The organism is Streptomyces sp. NPDC090022 (assembly GCF_044748145.1).
In the GTDB taxonomy this organism is placed as follows: domain Bacteria; phylum Actinomycetota; class Actinomycetes; order Streptomycetales; family Streptomycetaceae; genus Streptomyces.
The window spans coordinates 500,673-523,514 of record NZ_JBIVFN010000001.1 but is presented as its reverse complement, the minus strand read 5'-3'; the positions used below and the strand labels follow the sequence as shown (position 1 = coordinate 523,514).

The 22,842-nt window shown below is 74.0% G+C and carries 13 protein-coding genes; 11 read left to right on the top strand and 2 right to left on the bottom strand.

Annotated features, from left to right (window positions below; all coding sequences use genetic code 11):
- Positions 1–60 precede the first annotated feature (60 nt).
- Both ACIPXB_RS02305 and ACIPXB_RS02300 read left to right on the top strand, forming a co-directional pair.
- Positions 61–2,388 (top strand): HelD family protein, encoded by a 2,328-nt coding sequence (locus tag ACIPXB_RS02305; protein WP_401443408.1) that lies wholly within the window; start codon positions 61–63, stop codon positions 2,386–2,388.
- Between the two features lie 161 nt (positions 2,389–2,549).
- Entirely contained in the window at positions 2,550–4,097 is a 1,548-nt protein-coding gene (locus ACIPXB_RS02300) for an alpha/beta hydrolase (protein WP_401444400.1), read from the top strand.
- Between the two features lie 91 nt (positions 4,098–4,188).
- On the opposite strand, the gene ACIPXB_RS02295 is transcribed toward ACIPXB_RS02300, so the two are convergent.
- Positions 4,189–4,569, bottom strand: coding sequence for a hypothetical protein (locus ACIPXB_RS02295; protein ID WP_401443406.1), 381 nt, complete (start codon positions 4,567–4,569; stop codon positions 4,189–4,191).
- Between the two features lie 47 nt (positions 4,570–4,616).
- Complete coding sequence (locus tag ACIPXB_RS02290; RefSeq protein ID WP_401443404.1) at positions 4,617–5,474, bottom strand: caspase family protein; 858 nt, start codon at positions 5,472–5,474, stop codon at positions 4,617–4,619.
- Between the two features lie 145 nt (positions 5,475–5,619).
- On the opposite strand from ACIPXB_RS02290, the gene ACIPXB_RS02285 reads away from it, so the two are divergent.
- The 9 genes from ACIPXB_RS02285 (at position 5,620) to ACIPXB_RS02245 (ending at position 22,839) form a co-directional block, all read left to right on the top strand.
- Positions 5,620–6,510, top strand: a complete 891-nt coding sequence (locus tag ACIPXB_RS02285) for a DNA/RNA non-specific endonuclease (RefSeq protein WP_401443402.1) — start codon at positions 5,620–5,622, stop codon at positions 6,508–6,510.
- A gap of 2 nt (positions 6,511–6,512) precedes the next feature.
- A complete protein-coding gene (locus tag ACIPXB_RS02280) occupies positions 6,513–7,481 on the top strand; it encodes a hypothetical protein (RefSeq protein WP_401443400.1) in 969 nt (322 codons plus the stop codon).
- 63 nt (positions 7,482–7,544) lie between these two features.
- Positions 7,545–11,828 (top strand): AAA family ATPase, encoded by a 4,284-nt coding sequence (locus tag ACIPXB_RS02275; protein WP_401443398.1) that lies wholly within the window; start codon positions 7,545–7,547, stop codon positions 11,826–11,828.
- A 6-nt stretch (positions 11,829–11,834) separates the two neighbouring features.
- On the top strand, positions 11,835–12,995 hold the full coding sequence (locus ACIPXB_RS02270) for a trypsin-like peptidase domain-containing protein (RefSeq protein ID WP_401443395.1): 1,161 nt from the start codon (positions 11,835–11,837) through the stop codon (positions 12,993–12,995).
- A gap of 1 nt (position 12,996) precedes the next feature.
- Positions 12,997–14,064, top strand: a complete 1,068-nt coding sequence (locus tag ACIPXB_RS02265; RefSeq protein ID WP_401443393.1) for a trypsin-like serine peptidase — start codon at positions 12,997–12,999, stop codon at positions 14,062–14,064.
- 423 nt (positions 14,065–14,487) lie between these two features.
- Complete coding sequence (locus ACIPXB_RS02260; RefSeq protein WP_401443390.1) at positions 14,488–16,527, top strand: RICIN domain-containing protein; 2,040 nt, start codon at positions 14,488–14,490, stop codon at positions 16,525–16,527.
- A gap of 224 nt (positions 16,528–16,751) precedes the next feature.
- The gene (locus ACIPXB_RS02255; RefSeq protein ID WP_401443387.1) at positions 16,752–17,357 is read left to right on the top strand and encodes a hypothetical protein; all 606 of its coding nucleotides are present in this window, start codon (positions 16,752–16,754) and stop codon (positions 17,355–17,357) included.
- A 303-nt stretch (positions 17,358–17,660) separates the two neighbouring features.
- Positions 17,661–21,707, top strand: coding sequence for a WD40 repeat domain-containing protein (locus ACIPXB_RS02250; RefSeq protein WP_401443385.1), 4,047 nt, complete (start codon positions 17,661–17,663; stop codon positions 21,705–21,707).
- A 253-nt stretch (positions 21,708–21,960) separates the two neighbouring features.
- The gene (locus ACIPXB_RS02245; protein WP_401443383.1) at positions 21,961–22,839 is read left to right on the top strand and encodes a C40 family peptidase; all 879 of its coding nucleotides are present in this window, start codon (positions 21,961–21,963) and stop codon (positions 22,837–22,839) included.
- Positions 22,840–22,842: the final 3 nt, after the last annotated feature.

Here is a 22,842-nt window from a genome sequence, read left to right as displayed (position 1 = left end):
GCGGTACCCCTCAGGGCGTGAAGAAGTTCATGGGAACACCATATCGCGTCAGGAGTGGAATTGTCAACCGCGGAATTCCGGAGCGAGCAGAAATTCATCACCGCGCTCTACGCTCGCCTCGACGACCTGCGCGACCAGGCCGAAGGGGCCGTGCGCCGGGCGCTGCGCCAGGTCGGGAACGGATATCAGGAGCGGCTCGAACGCGACGTACTGGTCGCCGAACAGTCCGGTCTGCTTTCCGCGCTGAATGCGGGTGAGAGCGGCCTGTGTTTCGGCCGCCTGGAGTTCGCCGACGGCCAGGACCACCACATCGGCCGTATCGGAATCCGCGAGGACGACCCGGAACGCACTCCCCTGGTCGTCGACTGGCGCGCCGAAGTCGCCCGGCCGTTCTACCTCGCGACCGGTCACCACCCGATGGGACTGCGCCGGCGCCGCCACATCACCACCCGGGGCCGGCAGGTCACCGCCCTGCACGACGAGATCCTCGACCTCACCGACCCCGAGCGCACGGGTCACGAGGGGGCCGACGCGGACGCCGTGCTGCTCGCCGCGCTCGACGCCGCCCGCACCGGCCGGATGCACGACATCGTGGAGACGATCCAGGCCGAGCAGGACCGCATCATCCGCTCCCCGCACCGCGGTGTGCTGGTCGTCGAAGGCGGACCCGGCACCGGCAAGACGGCCGTCGCCCTGCACCGCGCCGCGTACCTGCTGTACGCGCACCGCGAGCTCCTCGCCCGGCGCGGCGTACTGATCGTCGGCCCGGGCCCCGCCTTCCTCGGCTACATCGGCGAGGTGCTCCCCGCCCTCGGTGAGACCGGCGTGCTGCTCGCCAGCCCCGGCGAGCTGTTCCCCGGCGTACGCGCCACCGGCGCCGACCGGCCCGGCGCGGCCGCCGTCAAGGGCCGGGCCGCCATGGCCGACGTACTCGCGCGGGTCGTCCGCGACCGCCAGACGCTGCCCGAGACCGTCCCGGCGGGCAGCGGCGAGGAGAGCGACGTGGTGCCCGAGGCCGCGCTGGAGATCGACCACGACGACTACGGCATCCTGCTGCTGGACCGGACCATGGCCCACGAGGCCCGGGACCGGGCCCGCTCCACCGGGCTGCCGCACAACCTGGCGCGCCCGTACTTCGCCTTCCGGATCATCGACGCGCTCACCGACCAGCTCGCCGACCGGCTCGGCGCGGACCCCTTCGGCGGGCCCAACCTGCTGGGCCCGGACGACATCGCCCAGCTCGGCAAGGAGATCGCGACCAGCGGCCCGGTGCACGAGGCCATCGACACGCTGTGGCCGTCGCTCACCCCCCAGCGGCTGATCGCCGACTTCCTCGCCGAGCCCACCCACCTGTCCGAGGCGGACGCGGCGCTGATCCGGCGCAGCGGCAGCGACTGGACCCCGGCCGACGTCCCGCTGCTGGACGAGGCCGCCGAGCTGCTCGGCGTGGACGAGACCGCGCAGCGCGCCGCGGCGGAGCGGGAGCGTCTGGAGCGGGTCGCGTACGCGCAGGGCGTGCTGGACCTGTCGGCGGGTTCGGAGAGCTACGAGTTCGAGGACCAGGAGAACGAGTACCTCGCCGCCCACGACATCATCGACGCCGAGCGCATGGCGGAGCGGCACGAGGAGGAGGACCACCGCAGCGCGGCCGAACGCGCCGCCGCCGACCGGACCTGGGCGTTCGGGCACGTCATCGTCGACGAGGCGCAGGAGCTGTCGGCCATGGCGTGGCGGCTGTTGATGCGGCGCTGCCCGACCCGGTCGATGACGCTGGTGGGCGATCCGGCCCAGACCGGCGACGAGGCGGGCTGCGGGTCGTGGGCGCGGATCCTCCAGCCGTACGTCGGGGAGCGCTGGGAGATGGTGCGGCTCGGCGTCAACTACCGCACGCCCGCCGAGGTCATGGACGTGGCTGCCGCCGTACTGCGGGCCCGGCACCCGGGGTTCGACCCGCCCGCGTCGGTGCGGTCCACGGGGGTGCGGCCCTGGGTGCGGGCGACCGGCGACCTCGCGCGTACGGTCGGGGAGGCCGTCGAGCACGGGACGCCGGCCGAGGGGCGGCTCGCGGTGATCGCGCCGCGCGCGCTGCACGAGGCGCTGGCCGGGGTCCTGCCCGGGGTACGGGCGAGGGCGGAGCCGGACCTGACCCGGGCCGTCGCCCTGCTGGAGCCGCGGCAGGCCAAGGGGCTGGAGTTCGACACGGTGATCGTCGTGGAACCGGCGGACTTCCGGCCGAGCGATCTGTACGTCGCCCTGACCCGGCCCACGCAGACGCTGGGCATCGTGCACTCAGGCCGGCTGCCGGAGGGACTGGCCGGGGCGGAGGGGCTGGAGGTACGGCAGGGGCCGGACGGTCCCGAGGCCGCCGCCCCCGATGTGACCGGATAGCGCCCAACCTCCCAACCAGCTCTCATTTCAAGACAGTTGACTCCTTTCGCCCTCATTCCTGAGGCGTAGGGCACCCCCACCCTGATGATGATTCGCGGAGCCGTTCCTTGTCCCAGGGTGGGGATGTCCTGACATCTGCGAAAGGAACGGCTTTCGTGCGCATGCGTCGATGGGCGCCGATGCTCGCCGCGGGCATCATCGCCACGGTCATACCCGCTCTGACGCCCGCCCAGGCGTCGGCCGCACCGGCACCGCAAGCCCCGCAGCAGACACCCCGATGGCAGAGCTGCGACTCCGAGGAACTCGCCGCGCTGGAGTGCGCGACGCTGAAGGTCCCGCTCGACTACAAGAAACCCAAGGGCCGGCAGATCGACCTGGCGGTCTCCCGGCTGAAGGCGGCCGATCCGGCCAAGCGCCGCGGCGTGATGCTCTTCAACCCCGGCGGCCCGGGCGGCAGCGGCCTGGACCTGCCGGTCCTGATGGACCAGGCCCTGCCGAAGGAGGTGCGCGAGCAGTACGACCTCATCGGCTTCGACCCGCGCGGGGTCGGCCGCAGCAGCCCGGTCACCTGCGGTCTGACCGAGGCCGACGCGAACTTCGACCGCCCCTACAAGCCGGAGACGTTCGACGCCGACGTGGCGTGGGCGCGCGGCGTGGCGCAGAAGTGCAAGGAGCGGATCGGCTCCGTGCTGCCGCACATCACCACGCGCAACACGGCCCGGGACATGGACGCCATCCGGGCCGCGCTGGGCGAGCGGAAGATCTCGTACGTGGGCTACTCGTACGGCACGTACCTGGGCGCGGTGTACACGGAGATGTTCCCCCAGCGCACCGACCGCTTCGTGCTGGACAGCGGGGTGGACCCGGCGCGCGCCTGGCGCGGCATGATCCAGGTGTGGGCCGAGGGCGCCGAGCCGGCCTTCGAGCGGTTCACGCAGTGGGCGGCGGAGCGGGACGGCGAGTTCCACCTCGGCGGCACCCCGGCCGCGGTGTCCCGGACCTTCTGGGACCTCGTGGCACGGGCCGACCGCGACCCGATCGAGGTCGAGGGGCAGAAGATGACCGGTGACGACATCCGCGGCTGGCGGCCGATCTTCTTCTATCCGCGGGAGGCCGCGCAGTTCGTGGCGGCCCTCAAGGCGGCCGCCGAGGGCCGGCCCGCGCCGACGGCGCTGCCGGACGCGTCCCGGTTCACGCGCGCGGGCCTGGCGGCTCCGGCGGAGGACAACGGCACGGCGGTCTTCTGGTCCGTGGTGTGCGGTGACACCGACGCGTGGTCGCGCGACCCGGAGCAGTACCGCCGCGACGCGGTCCGCGACAAGGCCCGCTATCCGCTGTACGGCGACTTCGCCTCGAACATCAAGCCGTGCGCCTTCTGGGACGCGCCGGCGGAGAAGGTGACGGCCGTCAACAACCGGACGCCGGTGATGACCGTACAGAACGAGTGGGACTCCCAGACCCCGCTCGTCAGCGGCCAGGGGCTGCACCGCGCGCTGAAGGGCTCGCGGATGGTCCTGGTGGAGGGCGGTGAGGGGCACGGAGTGTACGCGCTCGACCCCACGTCCTGCGCCAACGCCCCGGTCAGCGCGTACCTGGCGACCGGCAGGCTGCCGTACGAGGACATCACCTGCCGTACGGAGCAGGCCCCGCGGCGCGAGGCGGCTCCGAAGCCGGTCCCGTCCTCGCCCATCCCGCCGGGCCGCTTCTGACCCGGGCCCGCTGAAGGGGCGTCCCGCCGGCCCGCGTGGCCGGCGGGACGCCCGCGGTCGCGGGACCGGCGGACGCCTGCCCCGAACGCGGTCAGTTCGCGATGCGGGACAGGGCCGCCGCGTTGTCGCGCCGGGCCTGGTCGCGGCTGGCGGGGGGCACGCACACCTGGTCCTGCGGCCCGGCCTCCCGCCAGACGAACCCCGGCTTGCAGGTCTGGGGTCCGTAGGCGCCGCCGGGCATGCGGCGCGAGGGGCCGAGCTGGTTCTCGCGGGCGGTCCGGTCCCGGATCTCGGGGGTCACACAGACCAGGTCGCCCTCGTACGCGGCCCGGGGGACGTACCCCTGCACGCAGGTGACGGGGGCGTGCGCGTGGGCCGGAGCGGTCACGGCGGTGAGCAGGCCGCCGGCCAGGGCCAGCGCGAGGGCGGTCGCGGCGCACCGCCGCCCGGATCGGGACGGATGGGTCGGCATGGGTCCTCCTTCGGCACGGAAGGCGTCCCCGACCCTTCGAGCGTACGTCAGATGGTGAAGGGCTTCTGGCCGAGGAAGTCGGGGCCGGGCGCGCCCGTGGTGTAGAAGTTCGGGCTCTGGTTGGGCGGCATGATGCGCTGGATGCCGCGGTGGAAGTCGCGGTAGCCGCCCTGGAAGCCGGCGTTGTTCCACACCTTGAGCAGTTTCTCGGTGAACAGGCCGTTGACACTGCCGTCGGAGGCGACCTGGTTGTCCTGGCAGGCGCCGATCAGGACCGCGTCCGGTGCCCGGCCGCCGTTGCCCTTGACCGCCGCGAGCTCGCGCTGGAGCTTCTGGTACACGTCGCGGTGCCGCTCGTAGAGCTCCTCCTGCTTCCACTGCGGCACCATCCGGGACGCGGCCTCGACCTGCCCGGGGTCGCGGGTCTGGAACTGCGACTCCAGCGCCTGCGGGGTCAGCATCTCCCGGACGGACTCGATGGCCGTGCCGCTGTGGCAGCAGTCCAGGAGCGCGACGACCCGCACGCCCTCGGCCAGCTTCTGGAACTCGCGGTACAACTCGTCGTCGAGGAACTGGCGGTCGAAGAAGACCAGGGTCTCGTCCTGCCGGTCGGCCTCGGTGTCGCCGCCCACGGTGTTGCGCACCTGGCCGCCGTGGCCCGAGTAGGTGAAGAAGAGGATGTCGCCCTTCTTCAGCCGTCCGGCGGCCTTGCGCAGCTCACCGGTGATGTTCTCCACCGTGCCCTGATCGGTGAGGATCACGGTCTCCTCGAACCCGTTGCCCCGGGCCAGGGCCGCCATGTCGCGGGCGTCGTTCTCGCAGGCCACGAGCTTGCCGTCCCAGCCGTCGTACCGGTCGGGGTCGACTCTGTTGAGGCCGATGTGGAGGGAGATGCCAGTGGGCACGGGAACTCCTTGGGGCGCGGAGGGAGGGGATGTCGCGGGCATGGGTTCCCGTACTCGCCGCCGTCCGAATCAGGAGTGGCCGCTGTTCGGGTGGCGGGGGCCCGCGGCGCCGTGACAGATCCCTCCCGCGCGGTACGTCAATGTTATGAACGCAATTGAGACGCCCTCGGATCCGAGGGCGACCTCCGCGAACCGCCGTCCCGATCTGTCCGACCGCACGGGCTACGACCCCGACTTCCTGGGCACCACCGTGCCGCTCCCGATGCCCGCCTCCCCCGGCGTCGAGACCGTCGTCCTGCCGTACACGCACTTCACCGTCGTCCTGCGCCCCGACCGGCGGCTGGCCGCCTCCACCGCCGTCTGCATCGACGGCGAGAAGATCCTCGAGGACGTGCCCCGCGACGACAAGTGGGTGTTCGACCCGCGGGTGCCCGAGGCGCAGCAGTGCGGCAACGACATCTACCGCGACAACTCCCTGGACCGCGGCCATCTGGTGCGCCGGCTGGACCCGGTCTGGGGTGCCGCCGCCGAGGCGAACCGCGCCAACGTGGACACCTTCCACTTCACCAACGCGGCCCCGCAGGCCGACGTGTTCAACCAGGGCAAGCAGCTGTGGCAGGGGCTGGAGAACTACCTGCTCGACCACGCCGCCGAGTTCGACCGCAAGCTGACCGTGATGACCGGCCCGGTCCTGCAGGACTCCGACCCGCCCTACCGGGGCATGCAGGTGCCGCTGCGGTTCTGGAAGGTCGCCGCCTTCCTCCAGGGCGGTTCGCTCGCCTCGACCGCCTACATCCTCGACCAGAGCCCGGACCTCACCCGCGACTACGAACGCGCGATGGCCGGCGCCCGGCCCGGGGACCCGCCGCCGCTCGGGGCCTTCCGCACCTTCCAGGTGCCGGTCGCGGACATCGTCGAACTCACCGGGCTGGATTTCGGTCCGCTGCCCGCCGCCGACCTCATGCCCGCCACCCGCGCGCCCGCCGAGCGCTGGAAGCGCCTGGAGACGTTCGAGGACATGATCGTCCGGAACTGACGGTGGCTGCCACGATCCTCTACGTCCACGGCAACGGGAACAAGGTCCGCAAGGAGCTGCTCAAGTCCCGCTGGGACCACGCGCTCTTCGGCCAGGACATGGGCGTGGCGTCGCGGGTGGCCTACTGGGCCCCGCTGCGCCACCCCGTGCCGCTGCCCGACCACCGCCCCGAGGAGCTCCCCGCCGCCCGGCTCCTCCAGGAGTTCCCGCAGGGCGACGGCGCGGCGGCCGGACCGGAGGGCGCGCACGAGTTCATCGAGCGCACCTTGCGGGAGGCCGCCGGGCAGGCCGTGACGGAGGGCAGGGGCGGGTACGACGACGGCGGACGGGCGGATGCGGGGCCCGCCCCCGGCGAGACCGCGCTGGCGGCCTGGCTGACGAGGATGACCTACGCGGCGGCGACCCTGGGCCGTGACGAGGACGAGGACGCCCGCGGCGCCGAGGAGCTGCTGCCGCTGCCCGCCGTCCTGCGCGTGCCGGTGTTCAAGGAGGTGGTCCGGCGCACGTTCGTGGACGTCCACGCGTACTTCTTCGGCGGGATCGGGCCGGTCGTCCGCGACACCGTACGCGCCGAGCTCGCCGAGGCCGGTGACGGGCCGCTCGTCGTGGTCGGCCACAGTCTGGGCTCGGTCGTCGCCTACGAGGTGCTGCGCGAGGAGGGGCGCCCCGTCAGCCTGTTCGTCAGCGTCGGTTCACCGCTGGGGATCACCGAGGTCCAGGACCTGCTCGCCCGGCCGCCCGCCGTCCCGGCCGGTGTGGCGGCCTGGCGCAACGTGTCCGACCTGCGCGACGTGGTGGCGCTGGACCACTGGCTGCGGCCCGAGTACGCACCGGCCGAACTCGTGAGCGACCACCTGGTCGACAACCGCAGCAAGAGCCATCACGGCATCCGTGAATACCTGGCCAGCGCACCCGTCCGGGTGCCGGTCCGGGCACTGTTCGGCCGCGTTGCAGCCGACCGGCGGCGGTGAAACGATGACAGGTATCAGGCAGTCCGTCTCCCCGTTCCGCTGCGGCGGCTGTGCAGGTGCGCTATGTCGCTCACCGATACCGAATGGGACCTCGTCACCCAATGGGTGCGGGACCACCTCTTCCTCACCGGTGCACCTCGTCAGACACTCGTACAACTCGGCTTCACCCCCGAATTCGTCGGCACCATCGCCTTCGGCGAGACCGCCAGCTCCTACGCCCTGGCCACCGTCCAGGCGGTGCGCGAGGCGGGTATCCCCGCCCAGCTGATGCTGCTCCAGGGCCTGACCCGGCAGGACACGCTCGCCTCGCTCCCGGAGGGCCTGGTCGCCGGTCACATCAGGACCGAGCTGGAGGACGCCGCCCGGCTCATGGCCTCCTCGCGCGACCCCTTCCTCGCCAGCGTCCTGAAGAACGGCTCCGAGGTGTTCCTCGACCGCGCGGAGCTGCGCAAACGCATCCAGGAGTTCCACGAGGACCCCGACAAGACGGTCCTGCTGGTCGACGGGGAGCCGGACAGCGGGCGGTCCTACACCTACACGTTCCTGCGCCACCTCGGGCTGCACTGCTCGTTCCATCCGGTCCGGGTGTCCCTGAACCAGGCCTCCACGGGCGAAGAGATCGTCCGCCGCCTCGCCGGTTTCCTCGCGGACTCCGCCGGCATCCCCCCGTTGAATCCGACACAGTTGAACGATCCACTGCCGTCGATCGACGACGCCGTCCACGACATCGTCCGGCGGGCGACCGCCGCCCGGGAGCGCTTCTGGCTGGTGATCGACGAATGCGACCGGGCCGATGTGAACTCCGACGTGTGGGACTGCATCGGCAAGCTCGCCCAGGCCATCTACGATCACACCCCGGTCCGCCGGGACGCCGCCCCGCGCCTGGTGCTGCTCGGCTACTCGACCTCGATGCGCCAACTCCCCTACGAGATCCGCAAGAACGAGGTCCGCGACACGGCCCGGCAGGCCGACACCGACGACATGCGGCTGTTCTTCGAGCAGTTCTTCGCGGAACCGGCGGCGCCCGAGCAGCCGCCCCCGGACCCGGCCGGGGTCACCGCCCTGGTGGAGGCGGCCCTGCCGGCCGTCCTGGAGGCGGCGCGGGCGCCCGGGCCCGACAGCTACATGCGCAAGCTCTGTACGGCCGCGGAGAACACCGTCCGTGTCTACCGCTCCCTGGCCCCCGGGCAGGACTTCGCCGCGCTGCTGCGGGAGCGGCTGTGCGCCACGGCCGCCGCGCCCGGCCCGCCGCCGGTGTCCGCGCTGCGCACCGCCTACCGCGCCGCCGCCTGCCTGCTCACCCAGTTCGACCCGGCCCTGCTGCGGCTGCCGGGCGACGTACGGCCCACCGGCGGGGCGGCCCTGGAGCTGGTGGACGACTGCCGGGCCGTCAGCCCGGAGTCGGGCACCGTCTGGGTGCTCAAGCCGTCGGTCCGCGATCTCGCGCTGAGCTCTCTCTCCGGGCCGCAGGAGGCCCGCCTGGCCCTGCTGGCCAACCTCGAGCAGATACCGCCCGGCCCCGGCCCCGAGCGCACGGCGCTGGCGTACCTCAGCGGGACGCCCCCGGACCTGCCGCGGCAGAACGCGGACGAGCTGCCGCACACCCTGCAGGCCGTGCTGTGGCTCGCCCGGGTGCCGGGCATCACCCACATCCCGCAGGTCTCGGACGTCCAGCGGCTGCTGGAGCGGGCCCGGCTGCTCCAGCCCCTGGAACGCCTGGTGCGGGGCTCCTTCCAGGGCCGCGCCGAGGAACTCGACGAGCTGCGCGCGTACATCGGGCTGCCCCCGCACTCCCTGCACGGGCGGCTGCTGCGGAGGCGCGAGGGCATCGGCCATGTGATCGGCGCCGACTCCGAACCGGTGCCGCCGCTGCTGGTCCACGGCCCGGGCGGGATCGGCAAGAGCACCCTGCTCGCCAAGTGCCTGCTGGAGAGCCTGCGCGACTTCCCCGGCGGATTCCCCTTCGCGTACATCGACTTCGAGCGGCCCACCCTGTCGGTGCACGAACCCGCCACCCTGATCGCCGAGATGGCCCGCCAGCTGGGCGTCCAGTACCCCGAGCGGCGCGCCGAGTTCGACGCCCTCGCCCGGGAGTGCGAGCAGACCGCCGGAACCCACCGCGCCGAACAGGGCCGGGTCGACGAGCTCTACGAGCTCTCCACCACCCGCGCGACGGTGGGGCGGAGCACCTCGACGGGCGTGCACAGCCTGGCCGCCGCGCGCGAGTACGACCTGGCGCACCGGCTGGCCGCTCTGGTGGTGGGCGTCGTCGGGGAGCGCACGAGCGCGGAACAGCCGCCGTTCGTGCTGGTGATCGACTCCTTCGAGGAGGCCCAGTACAGCGCCTCCCCGGTGCTCGGCCGGATGTGGGCCGTGTGGAGCGCCCTGGCGGAGGGCCACCCGCGGCTGCGGACCGTCGTCGCCGGGCGGGCCCTGACCCCGCACCCGGGCCGGCCGGTGCAGCCGCGCACCCTGGAACTCGGTGACCTCGACCAGGAGGCGGCCGTGGCACTGCTGGTGTCCTGCGGGGTGACGGACGAGGGGCTGGCGCGGGAGCTGGCGGCACGGGTGGGCGGGCATCCGCTGAGCCTGAAGCTGGCGGCGCGGGCGGCGGCGCAGGAAGGCCCCGGGGCCGCGTCGCTGACCGAGCTGATCGTCTCGCTGCCCGGCCACCGCCGGCACATCTTCCGCAAGGTCGACCAGATGCTGATCCAGGGGACCCTGTACGAGCGGATCCTCAGCCGGATCGGGCAGGACGACGTGCGCGCCCTGGTGCAAGGGGGGCTGGCGCTGCGGACCATCACGCCCGAGCTGATCCGGGAGGTGCTCGCCGAGCCGTGCGGACTGCCGGTGCCCACCGAGGAGGAGGCCGGGCGGCTGTTCGCGCTGCTGGCCCGGCTGGACCTGGTCGAACCCGACGAGCACGACGCCGTCCGCCACCGCGCCGATCTGCGGGCCATCATGCTGCGGCTGGCCGACCGGGCCCGGATGGACCTGATGCGGGCGGTCGGGCAGCGGGCCGTCGCGTACTACGCCGCGCAGGAGGGACTGGAGGCGCGGGCCGAGGAGATCTACCACCGGCTGCGGCTGAACGAGAACCCGCGCGAGGTGGAGGAGCGCTGGCTGCCGGGCGTGGAGCGCTATCTGGCGGGTGCGGGCCAGGACATGGCCGGGCGTGCCGCCGCGTACCTGGGCGGACGGATGGGCGGGCACACTCCGGACGAGGTGCTGGCGGCGGCCGACCAGGAGGACTGGGAGCGGATCACCGCCCGTGAGGTCGAGGACCTGCTGGCCCAGGGGTTCACGGAGACGGCCGCCGGCCGGCTCGCCGAGGGGCGGCCGTGGACCGCGGGCAGCCCGTTGTACCCGCTGTGGGTGGAGACCCTGGACCGGCTGGGCCGCCGTACGGAGGCCAGGGCGGCCGCCGAGGAGGCCGTGGCGCGTGCCGACGAGACCGGTGCCTCCGAACTCCAGCTGGAGCTGCTGCAGCTGTCGGCGCGGCTGGCCGCGGACGACGGCGACCTGCGCGGGGCCGACGAGGACCTGATGGAGGCCGAGGAGATCGCCACCGGTCTGGGCAAGGACTTCGAGGCGCTGGGCGTGCTGCTGTTCCGGGCGCGGCTGGCCGGTGACCGCGACGCCCCGGGCCCCGAAGGCAGGGGCGGGACCGGAACCGGAACCGGGAACGCGGACGTGGGAGTGCAGCTCGCCGAGCGGCTGGGGCGGCTGCCGGACGAGGATCTCCAGCGGCAGCCCGCGCTGGTGCGGGCGGCTGCGGCGCAGGCCGCGCGCACCTCGCCGCGGCTGCTGGAACGGGCGCTGGACGTGGTGGGGCTGCCTCCGGCGGAGGAGGCGGTCCTGGACGCCCTGGCGGAGGCCATCGGACAGGCGGTGGCGCGCCAGCCGGAGCTGCGGGACTCGATGCGCAGCCTGCTGGCCAACGCCGCCGGGCCGCCGGACGGCGAGCCCTCGACCGGAGGCACCCACACCGGGATGACGGGCATGCTGCGCGAGGCGCGCCGGCGCGGCACCCTGGACCGGCTGGCGCGGCGGCTGCTGAACCTGGAGGACCGCAGCGGCGAGCTGGTCACGGGCGTGGCGGCGGCGCTGGGCGCGGAGATGACCGCGGGCGTGGCGGCGGGAGCGGCGGGACCGGCGGCGGGCCCCGGGCCCGGAGCGGGCCCGGGGCCGGCCGGAAGCGCCGCGCCGGGTACGGGTACGGCGGGGACCGGTACGGCGGGGCCGGTGACCGGTGCGGCCGGGGGCGGGGCGGCGGGGCCGGCCACGGAGGCCGGACCCGGAACCGAACACCACCCTGGGGAAAGGAACGGCCACCGAGCGGCCTGATCGACCATGAGCGACCCGTATCTGCCGCCGGAGGACATCGGGCGGCTGCGTGACACCGCGGTGGAGTCGGGGCTGACCGACCCGATGCTGCGGCGGCTGCTGTTCCAGGGGGTCCTGCCCAAGTACTACGCCTCGCTGCCGTTGATGCCCTCCCCCGGCCAGCAGGTCCTGTCGGACCTGAACGAGATGAACCGGGTGGAGCGGCTGGTCGACGGCGGCGTCCCGCTGGCGCTCTGGCTGCGCAACGCCGTGGACCAGCTCACCGAGGCCGCCGCCCGGGACGTGTTCCTGACCGCTCTGGACCAGGTGGTGCGCGACGCGGCCGGCGAGCCCGACGTGGCACCGGACGTGCCGACCGGGGAGACGAAGGAGGAGATCGTCTTCCACGACGACACCGTGCCGTTCGCGTTCCTCGGCGGCGGCGCGCACGCGGGCACGTCCGTGGCCCGGGTGAAGGTGCTGCCGTACCAAGGGGGCGCGCCGATGCAGCCGCTGGCGCTGCCGCACAACGGGACGGGCTGGCTGATCGCCCCCGACCTGCTGGTGACCAATCACCATGTGGTCACCGCCCGCAAGCGCGGTACGGGCGAGCGCCCGGTGGTCGACCCGGCCGACCTGGACCTCCAGGCGCGCGGCTCGCGCTCGCGCTTCGACTACGTCGGCGACGACGACGCGGGGGCCGAGGAGATCCCGGCGAGCGCGCTCGTCGCCTCGGACGAGGGGCTCGACTACGCGGTCCTGCGGCTGACCGGGGCGGCGGGCCGGCCGTTCCTGCGGGTGGCGACCGAGCCGCTGCGGGTGGAGAAGGACGTACCGGTGGCGGTGAACATCATCCAGCACCCGGGCGGGGAGCCGAAGCGGATCGCGCTGCGCAACAACCTGGTCTTCGAGGCGGACGAGACGGACGTCCGCTACTTCACCGACACCCGCGGCGGCTCGTCCGGCTCGCCGGTCCTGACCGACGACTGGACGGTGGTGGCCCTGCACCGCGGCACGCGGCGCGTCACGGACGTCAGCTTCCAGGGCAAGGACACGGCGTTCGTCAACGTCGGTACGCAGCTGAGCGCCATCATGCGGCACCTGCGCGAGCACAGCCCGCAGGTCCACGACGAGATCGCGGCGGCCCAGGCGGGCCTGGCGCGGCCCGCGCAACCCCAGGAGGTGTGAGATGCACGGTGGTTCACCGGTGGCGACCGGGCCCGAGCAGGTCTTCGGCGAGGACCTGCTGGCGGTCGCGGCGCGCGTGCGCGCGGGGCTGGACGCGGAAGTGCTCGAGTCGGACGAGGAGCTGCCGCCGGTGGACGCCACGGCGGCGCAGATCGGCCGGGCCGCCCAGGAGGAGCGGGCCAGGGTGCTGCGGGCGGGGGCGCGGGGCCTGGAGAAGCTGGCCGAGGGCCGCGACGAGGACATCGACGAGGACGAGCACTTCGGCGTGGAGGCGATCGTCCTGCTGGAGGGCCGGCCGGCGATCCTGGTCCAGGGCCAGGACTTCCCGGCCCAGTCCGGTGACTGGGCGGTCCTGGACGGGCAGCGGGACCGGATCCGGGAGTCGATCGCCCGGGTCGGCCGGGTGGAGGTGACCGGGCACACCGATCTGGACTGGCTGGGTACGGGCTTCCTGGTCTCCGAGGACGTCGTGATGACCAACCGGCACGTCGCCGCCGAGTTCACCCGTGCCGACGGGCAGGGCGGCTTCGGCTTCCGGGCGGGCATGGGCGCCCGGATCGACACGGCGGAGGAGCTGGGTGCGCCGGCGTCGGACCACTCGCTGGAGTTCACGGTGACCGGGGTGATCGGGATCCACGAGGAGGTCGACATGGCGCTGCTGCGGGTCTCGCTGGCCGCGGGCGGCGGCGGCCGGCTGCCCTCCGCGCTCCCGGTCGCCGCCGAGGCGCCGCCGGATCTGGTGGGCCGCCCGGTGTACGTGGTGGGGTATCCGGCGGCGGACGGCCGCCGGAACGAACCCGAGGCCATGAGCCGCATCTTCATGGACGTCTACAACGTCAAGCGGCTCCAGCCGGGCATGGCGACGGCTCTGCTGCCGGACGGGGTCACGATGCAGCACGACTGCTCCACGCTGGGCGGCAACAGCGGTTCCCCCGTCTTCGACCTCGCCGACCACCGGGTGCTCGGCCTGCATTTCGGCGGGCGGTTCCGGCAGGGCAACTTCGCGGTCCCGCTGTTCCGGATGACGGAGGACCCGTTGCTGGCGCGGGCGGAGGTCAACTGGGTCTGAGGCGTGCCGGGTCGCCGCCGCGGAGGGGCCGGTTCCTCACCGCCCGTGACAGGGCTCATTCACGAAGTGATCGACGGATGAAAACCGTACTGAATTCCCGTCAATAATCCTCCGCTTCACATCTCGATTGCATAACGACATCCTTAAAAAGGCCTGGACCATTCCTGCGTTACGCGCGTAACTCCCTTGATTTTCAAGCGAGTTGACTGTTCATCAAATCAAGCCCGCAGATAACGGAACGGATTCATCGACGGGGCTCCCGTTTGTCCGAATTCTCCACCGAGCCGGTCTGGCAGGCTTCCGCGCACCCACTCTCCTGACTGAGGAATTGAGGTGCGCATGTCTAGGCATCGAAGACTGAACGACCGCCAGCGTGAGCGTCGGAAACGGCCTCGCGGACGGCTCATAGGCCTCACCGCCGCCGTGGCCGTGGCGGCGGTGGTCGCGGGGGGATTCGCCTACCAGGCCGGCAGCGGCAACGTCTGGCCGAAGGACACCAAGGTCCAGGCCGCGCCGGCCGCGGAGGCCGCCGAACCGGCCTCCGCCCCGGCCCGCGACGAGGAACCCGAGCCCCTCACCAAGGTCCCGGCCAACGAACCGGCCCGCGGCATGATCTACGACGGGCTGAAGGTCGCCCCCAAGGGCGACGCCTGCGCCGGTGTGTACAGCACGGACAAGGGCGCCTGCACCCACGGCCCCGACGCCCCGCCGAACGGCGTGGACGTCAGCAAGGACACCCCGCCCGCGGTCAAGACCGTGGCGCCCGCCGCCGATCCGGCCAAGCCCGAGGCGGACCCGGCACCCGCGCAGGGCGGCGAGCGTTCTCAGGACACGCCCGCCGTCGACGCGAAGGCCGGCGGCCTCGCCACTCCCCCGCAGCCCGCGGCCGCCGCCGCGACCGGCACGGCCGCCCCGGACAAGGCGGCCGGCGGATCGGGCGGGGCCGGTGGCACCGCGGCCGCCGGCCCCGCCGGACAGACCGTCCAGTGCGACGGTGACGGCAGCTCCGGCAACCGCGTCCAGGTCGTGTACGTCCACCCGCCCGGCAAGGACCGCTTCTCCGAGTACTTCGCGTCCCTGCGCAAGTGGGCCGCCGACGCGGACGTCATCTACTCCGCGAGCGCCCAGGAGACCGGCGGCATACGCCACATCCGCTACGTGACGGCCGCGGACTGCACTCCGACGGTCCTCAACATCGAGCTGTCGGCCGCCGCCCTGGCCGAGTTCAGCGCGACCAACCGGGCGCTGGCCGAGAAGGGCCTGGACCGCCGCGACCGCAAGTACATGATCTTCGCGGACGCCCAGGTCTACTGCGGCATCGGCACCTTCAACGGGGACGAGCGGCCGGGTCAGAGCAACCTCAGCAACTTCGGTCCCTCGTACGGCCGTACGGACACCGGCTGCTGGGGCGGTCACACCGCCGCCCACGAGCTCGGGCACAACCTGGGCGCCGTCAACAACAGCGCCCCCAACACCAGCCGGGGCGCGCACTGCACGGACGAGTGGGACGTCATGTGCTACTCGGACAGCCCGTACTACCCGAAGATGCGCAACGTCTGCTCCAACCGCGCCGCCGAGAACATCCTCGACTGCAACCACGACGACTACTTCCACACCAGCCCCAAGCCGGGCAGCTACCTGGCCACGCACTGGAACATCGCGGACAACCAGTTCCTGATGCGCACCAAGGGCAGTGGGGGCGGCGGCACCGACCCGGGGCCGGGGCCGAGCCCCAAGCCGTCCCCGTCGCCGTCCAAGACGGCCAAGCCGGGCGCCGGCCCGAACGTGACGGCCGGCCAGATCCGGCCGGACTCCGTGGTGGTCAGCTGGCCCCAGGTGCAGGGCGCGGCCTGGTACCAGGTGATGTTCAACGGCAAGCACCTGACGTGGGTCCAGGGCACGGTCGTGCGGATCTACAACCTCCAGCCCAACACCTCGTACACGGTGGCGGTCTCGGTGCGTGACGCCTCCGGCCGCGACTCCGGTCCGGGCAAGGCGACGACCTTCCGCACCACGGGGGCGGGCGGCGCCACGACGACGCCGAACACGCGGTACACGCTGGGCAACGGCAGCACCGGCATGTTCGCCGAGCTGTGGGGCGGCCGCACCGCCGACGGCTCCGTCCTGGTCGGCTCGGGCAGCAACGGCTACGCGCACCAGCAGTGGTACTTCGACGACGCGGGCGGCGGCTTCGTCCGCATCCGCTCGGTGTCCTCGGGCAAGTGCCTCCAGCCCGGCGGCGCCCCTGCCGCCGGCATGTGGGTCCAGCAGCTGCCCTGCGGCTCCGCCGCCGAGCAGCAGTGGAAGCTGACGCCGCGCGACGGAGCGGTGACGCTCACCGAGCGCAGCGGCGCCTTCGCCCTCACCGTGAGCGGCCGCCCGTACTACGGGGCCCGGCTGCTCGACCTGCAGAAGGCCGACGGGCGTACGGCCCAGAGCTGGACGCTCCAGAAGACCGGCTGACGGACCCGTCAACCGGGTGCACCCCCCACGGGGCAGGCGGGCCGTCACGGGGCGGCCCGCCTGCCCGCATCCCCACTCCACGTCCCCCCACACCCCCCACGCCTCACTTCCCCACACCCCCCACCGCACGTCCCCGCTCCCCCCACGGATCCCCACGGACCGGCCGGCTCCGCACGGCCCGGCCGGTCCGTCACCTCCGCCTCCCACCTCCCCGGAGCACCGCCATGCGCATTCGGAACACCGCCCCGGCCGCCGCCGCCCTGGCCGCCGCCTCCCTCGCCCTCTGCCTGGGCGCGTCCGCCCCCGCGTACGCCCACGGCGACACCCTGAAGGTGGTCGTCACCGGGCACCGCGACGGCCATGTCACCACCGACGTCACCTGGGAGAACGACGGGGACGCCGTCGAGGAGCGGGTCGCCGCCACCGTCAACGCGGTCAGCTCCGACGGCGCCCGCACGGTCGGCCCGTGGCGGCTGATCCGCGACAGCGCGGGCCCCAAGTCCTGGACCACCGCCGAGACGCTGCCCGAGGGCACGTGGAAGGTCACCGTCGAGACCGGCTTCCCGGCGCTGGGCCGCGGCGAGCGCGAGGTCACCGTCGACGCCGCCGCCGCGTACGGCCCCGCCGCCGCGCCGGACGCCTCCACGCCCGCCGGTGCCTCCTCCCCGGCCCAGCCCCGGGCGAACATCCCGTCGGCCGACGCGACGGCGGCCCCGGCCTCCGACGACGCCGACCGGACCACCTGGCTCACGGCCGCGGGCGTCGCCACCGCCGCGGTGGCGGGCGCGGCCGTCGGCATCCTGCTGCGCCGCTCGCGCCGACGGCGCTGACCGGGCCCCGGGTGTTGCCCCCGCCCGGACGGACGGCCTGGTCACGGGTGGTTTCCCGGCCTGGCCCCGGACGGGCGACGGGCAACCCGTCGACCCCGGCGCCCCCCGGCGGCAGGCTGAGGCCGTCAGCTCGACGCATCACCCACCAGGGGGAATCATGCGCAGGATGTTCCGCGGCGCTGCCGCGCCCGCCACCGGGCGGCCGCGGGCGGATCCGGCATGCCCGGCCGGCGCCGTGCGCGCCGTCCGGCACCCCCGTCTGCCTGTAGCCTGGAGACCTGTCATCTCACGATCCGGGCGCACATGGCCATGGGGGATGCTTTGGGGGATCCGGACCACGGACCGCACACCGGCCACCAGGACGCGTTATCGGACGGCGCCGCGCCGTCCTTCCCCGCCCAGCTCCGGCGCCTGCGGGTACGACGCGGTCTGTCGCTGGCCGATCTGGCCCGGCAGACGCACTACAGCAAGGGCTACCTCAGCAAGATCGAGACCGGCTCGAAACGGGTGACCCTCTATGTGGCCCGCCGCTGCGACCAGGTCCTGCGGGCGGAGGGCGAACTCCTGCGCCTGGTGGAGCAGCCGGGACCGCGCGAGGCCGCGGACGGCCCGGGCCCGGGCGCGGATGCCGGGGGCACCGGGCCGCCGGACGGGGCGTGCCCCTACCGCGGTCTGCCGGCCTTCGGCCCGCAGGACGCGGACTGGTTCTTCGGCCGGGAGCGGGCCACCGCCGCCCTGGTCGAGCGGGTCTTCGAACGGATCGGCGGCGGACCGCTGTTGCTCGTCGCCCCGTCCGGCGCGGGCAAGTCCTCCCTGCTGGGCGCCGGTCTCGTGGCGGCCCTGCGGCGTCCGGGCGGGTTCCCGATGCCGGGCGCCGACACCTGGCCGGTGGTGCGGTTCACCCCCACCGCCCATCCGCTGCAGGAGCTGCTGGACCGCTCCGCCAAGGTGCTGGGCAGCGATCTCGGTCTGAGCGTCGCGGACGTACGGGAGCGGCCCGGAGCCCTGCTCGACGCGGTCCGGCGGCCGGCGTGGGACCGCCCCGCGGACGGCCCCGGGGACGGGGACGGACGGCGGGAGCACGGGGCCCCGCCCGTCCGGCCGGTTCTGATCGTCGATCAGTTCGAGGAGCTGTTCACCCTCTGCGCCGACGAGGACGAACGGCACGCCTTCGTCCGCCTGCTGTGCGCCCTGTCGACGTCCGGTCCGGCGGTGGCCGGGCGGGACCCGGCCGTCGTGGTGCTCGGCGTACGGGCCGACTTCTCCGGCAGCTGCCTGGACCTGCCCGCGCTCGCCCCGGTCTTCGCCGACGGGCTGTTCGTGCTGCCGCCCATGTCGATGGCGGAACTGCGCGCGTCGATCACCCGGCCCGCCGAACGCGCCGGCGTCGCCCTCCAGGCGGGTCTGGTCCCCCTGCTGCTGCGGGACGCCGGGCTCCGTGACACGGCCGGACCGGACGGGGACGGACCGGGCGGGGACGGACCGGGCGGCGGCACACCGTCCGGCGCGCTGCCGCTGGTGTCCCACGCGCTGCGGGCCACCTGGCAGCAGCGCGAGGGCGCCACGCTGACGGTCGCGGGCTACGAGCGCACGGGCGGTATCCAGGGCGCGCTGGCACGGACGGCGGAGACCGTGTTCGCCCGGCTGTACCCGGCCGAGCAGCAGACGATCCGCCGCATCCTGGTGCGGCTGGTGCACGTCTCCGAGGACACCGGGGCGACGCGGCGACGGATGGACCGTACCGCCCTGATGGAGCAACTGGCGGGCGCGGACCGGGCCGCGGCCGCCCTCGACGCCTTCGTGGGGGCCCGGCTGATCACCCTCGACAGCGACACCGTCGAGATCACCCACGAGGCCCTGCTGCACGCCTGGCCGCGGCTGCGCGGCTGGATCCACGCCGACCGGGCCGGACTGCTGATCCATCAGCAACTGGCCCACGCCGCCGGGGAGTGGGAGCGCGAGGGCCGCGATCCGTCCGCCCTGTACCGGGGGACCCGGCTGGAGACCGTACGCACCTGGGCCGACGAGCTCGACGGCCGCAGCCGCCTCAGCCCGCGCGAGGAGGCGTTCCTGCGGGCCAGCGGAGCCGCTGAGGCCACCCGGGGCCGGCAGGCCAGGCGTCAGGTCCGGGTGCAGCAGCGGATGCTGGCCACGCTCGTGGTCCTGCTGGCCCTGGCCGTGACGGCGGGCGGACTGGCGTACCAGCAGCGCGGGGCGGCGCTCGGCCAGGAACGGATCGCCCGCTCGCAGGCGCTCGCCGTACGATCCACCTCGCTGGCCTCCGGGCGGCCGGAGGCCTCGATGCTGCTCGCCGAGGAGGCGTACCGTACCGCGGCGACGACCGAGGCGCGCGGCGCCCTGCTCAGTACGCAGGCCCAGCCCTTCCTCGCGCGGCTGCACGGGCACGTCGGCCCCGTGAACACGGTGGCCTTCGCCCCGGGGAACGAGCTGCTGGCGACGGGCAGTTCGGACGGGACGGTACTGCTGCGGCGGCTGACCGACCGCCGGACGGCCGCGCGGTTCAGCGTGCCGGGGCGGGTGCGCGCCCTCGCATTCGGCCCCGACGGACGCACGCTGGCCGCGACCTCCACGGACGGACCGGTCCGGTTGTGGCCGACGGCGGACGGCGCCACGGCCGTCGGCGGCACGACGCTTCCCGCGACCACGACCGGGGCCCGGGCGGTGGCCTTCGCCCCCGACGGGCACACCCTCGCGACCGCCGGCGCCGACGGAGCGGTACGGGTGTGGACCGCCACCGGGGCCCCGGCGGAGGCGGGCGCGGCGACCGGTGCCGGGGCCGCGACCGGGGCCGGGGCCGGCGGGCACCGCCCGGTCGCCGCCCTGACCGGGCACACCGGCCGGGTCAACGCCCTGGCGTACAGCCCGGACGGCCGGACCCTGGTGTCGGTGGGCGCCGACCGGACCGTACGGCTGTGGGACACCGGGCGCGCACGGCCGCTCGCGGTGCTGGAGGGGCACACCGGTGAGGTGCTGGGGGCCGCGTTCGCGCCCGACGGGCGGACGGTCGCCACCGGCGGCACGGACCGGACCGTACGGCTGTGGGACGTGGCCGGGCAGCGGGCGGCCACCACCCTGACCGGGCACAGCGACGACGTCAACGCGGTGGTGTACACGCCGGACGGCACGACGGTCGTGAGCGCGGGCGGCGACGGGACGACCCGGCTGTGGGACGTGCGCGGCGGCCGGCCGGCCGCGACGCTGGCCGGGCACACCGACTACGTGCTCGGGGTCGCCGTCGACTCCACCGGGACCCGGCTGGCCACCGCCGCGTTCGACCAGTCCGTCGTGCTGTGGGACCTGCGCGGACCGGTGCTGACGTCACGTCCGTTCACCGAGGTGTGGCACGCGGCGTACAGCCCGGACGGGAGACTGCTGGCCACCGCCAACGCCGATCACACCGTCCTGCTGTGGGACGTGGCGGAGCGCCGGGTCGTCACCACCTTCAAGGGGCACCGCGAGACGGTGTTCTCGGTGGCGTTCGCACCCGACGGGCGCACGCTCGCCTCGGCCGGTTCCGACGGCACCGTACGGCTGTGGGACGTGGCCGGGCGTACCGAGGTCGCCACGTTCGCGGGGCACAGCGGCGACGTGTTCTCGGTGGCGTTCGCACCCGACGGGCGGGCCCTGGCCTCGGCCGGCTCCGACCACACGGTCCGGCTGTGGGACGTGGCCGGGCGCGGCGCGCTGGCGACCCTGACCGGCCACACGGACTTTGCCAACGTTGTCATGTTCAGCCCGGACGGGCGGACGCTGGTGAGCGCCGGCGACGATCTGACCGTGCGGCTGTGGGACGTGCCGGCCCGGCGCCCGCTGGCCACGCTCACCGGGCACACCGGAGCCGTACGGGGCGTGGCGTTCAGCCCGGACGGGCGGACGCTGGCGAGCAGCGGCAACGACGGGAGCGTCCGGCTGTGGGACGTGCGCGGCCAGCGCTTCCTGACGGCGCTGAGCGGGCACACCGGGTCGGTGCGGGGGATCGCGTTCTCCCCCGACGGCCGGAGGCTGGCCAGCAGCGGCAACGACCGCACGGTCCGGCTGTGGGAGGTGGCCGGGCGCCGGATGTGGGCGGAGCTGACGGGTCATACGAACGCGGTGTGGGGCATCGCCTTCTCGCCGGACGGCCGCACCGTGGCCAGCAGCAGCAACGACGGCACCGTACGCCTGTGGAACCCGGACGCGGGGGTCCGGCGGGCGGAGATCTGCCGGCTGCTCGCCGGGATCGGCGCTCGGGAGCGGGAGGCGATCGTCCCGGACCTGCCTGCGTTGCGCGACAGTGCGCGAAGGCCCTGCCCGGCGGGGGTTTCCCAGGCGTTTCCCGTTGCCCTCTGAGAGGGGGCCGTGCGGCGGTGTCGACGGGCGGCGCCCGGGCCCCGCAGGCTGCTGCACAGCACCCGACGTCCCGTCACCACGGCGCGCGCCCGCGGCCATCGCACCGTCGCCGTCGCGCTGCCGCCGTCGCGAGCCGCGCCGGTACGCCGTCGTGCGCCGCGCCGGTACGCCCGTCGCACACCACGCCGGTACGCCGGCACCGCGTTCCGCCGTCTCCCCGCTGCCGCCACCTCCTGGAATCGAGGGTCCCGTCATGTTCCGCCGAACCGGCCTCGCCGGCCCGCTCGTCGCGCTCCTGGCCGCCGTCCTGCTGTGCTCCCCCGCGTCCGCGGCCGCGTCCGCCGCCGCCCCGGACCGTACGACACCGTCCGCGGACGCCGCGTGCGGCCCGCTGGCCCCAGGCGGCTCCGGGGCCGCCCGGGGCGCCGTCGCGGCCGCCTGCGCGCAGGTGGCCGCCAACGTCTGGTACACCTGGGGCGGCGGCCACGGGGAGCGGCCGGGCCCTACGTACGGGCAGGTGGACCCCACCGATCCGGCCAGCGAGCACGATCCCGAACGGCTGGGCTTCGACTGCTCGGGGCTGGTGCGGTACGCGTACGCCGAGGCCACGGGGGAGGACCTCCTCAACGGGGTGGCCAGTGCGCAGTACTACACGCACCGCGCGGCCGGACGCTTCACGGCGGCCGAGGGCCTGGCGCCGCTGCTCCCCGGCGACCTGCTGGTCTGGGGCACCTCGCAGCACGTGCACCACATCGCCCTCTACCTCGGCGCGGGCAAGATGGTGGAGGCCAGGCAGTCCGGCACCAGGCTCATGGTCAGCGACGTACGGCTGAACGGCGACTACTTCGGGGCCGTGCGCGTGGACCCCGGACCGGCGACCGGGCACGTCTTCCGCACCTGGGGCACCGGTGTGTGGACGAAGGCCGAGCCGTCGACGAGGGCCGCGCGCGTGTACGCCTTCCCCGGGCCGACGACGATCCGCGTGCAGTGCCAGAAGCACGCGGAGAAGGTCACCGCCGAGGGCTACACCAACGACGCCTGGTCGTACCTGCCGGACTACCGGGCCTGGGTCACCAACATCTACATCCAGGGCCCCGCGTGGCTGGACGGTGTGCCGGCCTGCACCTTCTGAGGT